The sequence below is a fragment of the Nostoc sp. LEGE 12454 genome, from assembly GCF_056620565.1.
In genome coordinates, this window is record NZ_JBWQXL010000113.1 from 1 (window position 1) to 1,452 (window position 1,452).

Genomic DNA, 1,452 nt, shown 5'->3' on the forward strand with positions numbered 1-1,452 from the left:
TAACCCTCTTCTGTCACTTTCCGGTTATTCTAAATAAAAGAATAAAAAAAGAAAATCCTGAAAGGTAAGTAGGGCAATGGATGTAGAATTACAAATCTTGAAACATTTGCCAAGAGATGCTCACCCAACAGTTGCGATCGTAGATGAATATTGTGCAGAGTATAAAGACCTGTTTAAAGAAGTAAGAAATTATGAGTGCTTCAAATATTTACATCTGGGAATAATGTCACAAATTAAAAGAAAATCATTACCAGAGATAGCAAAAGTCGTAAGTATAAACTCTGCACAATCATTACATCATTTTCTAGCCAATTCAGATTGGTCAGTAGATAAATTAAAAGAACTAAGATTAAATAAACTTAAAAAATCATTAAATGGCAATGCGATTACGGTAGTAATAGATGAAACCGGAGATAGGAAAAAAGGTAAAAAGACTGATTATGTATCCAGACAATATCTAGGAAGTGTAGGAAAAGTCGATAATGGGATAGTTTCAGTCAATGCCTATGGAGTTTACTCTAATATAACGTTTCCATTAACAGTAAAAGTATTCAAACCAAAAGGAACGTTAAAAGAGGAGGATAAATATAAAACTAAAATAGAGTTAGCGTCAGAGATAATTACAGAATTAATTGAATCCGGTTTTAATATTGAACTGGTACTGGCAGATAGTTTATATGGTGAAAGTAGCCAATTTATTAGAAAACTAACTGAATATAAATTAGATTATGTTGTATCAATTAGAAGTAATCATGGAGTCTGGTTGCCATCAGCACAAAGTGTTAGGGCGAATAAGTGGTGTAAATTTGAAAGAACATTTAGCAATCAAAAATCAGAAACCCGATACATTAGGGAAATAATTTATGGTAAAAAAAGAGCCATAACTTACTGGGAAATAACTACTGACCCAGAAACCATGCCAGAAAATTCTACTTCTTTCGTGATGACGAATCTTCAAGGAAAACTCAAAAAAACTTTAGGCGATTTATATGGATTAAGAACCTGGGTTGAATATGGATTTCGACAGTGTAAACAGGAACTCGGCTGGACAGATTATCGGTTCACAAATTTTCAACATATAGAAAGGTGGTGGGAAATTATTTTTTGTGTGTACACAATGATTAGTTTAAATTCTCCAGCCTTCTTAAGCTTAAATAAATCTCGTCAAATTGAAGCTGAGGTACAAAAAAACAGTGATATTGATTTTTCTAGTCATCAACAATGGAACCATGAATGCGGATGGAAAAATACTCTAAATAATCTGCGTCTCATTGCCCAACCACTCTTACTATTTTGGTTAATTTATCCCTGGATACATATTTTCTCCAATTCTAAATTATTGCTGGGATTCAATCAATTAATTAGTGCAATGAATCAATTTAAAACCTGTTATGCTTCTGGATAATTTCACTTTGTTACTACTTGCTTATTTCGGAAAGTGACAGAAGAGGG

General features: G+C 32.5%; 1 protein-coding gene. It reads left to right on the forward strand.

Annotated features, from left to right (window positions below; all coding sequences use genetic code 11):
* Positions 1-76: 76 nt before the first annotated feature.
* Complete coding sequence (locus tag AC1F2U_RS34665; RefSeq protein ID WP_480265265.1) at positions 77-1,405, forward strand: IS701 family transposase; 1,329 nt, start codon at positions 77-79, stop codon at positions 1,403-1,405.
* Positions 1,406-1,452 lie beyond the last annotated feature (47 nt).

Bases quoted from the DNA above. Each gene is read 5' to 3' on its own strand.
- AC1F2U_RS34665 (WP_480265265.1), top strand. From the start codon at position 77: ATGGATGTAGAATTACAAATCTTGAAACATTTGCCAAGAGATGCTCAC.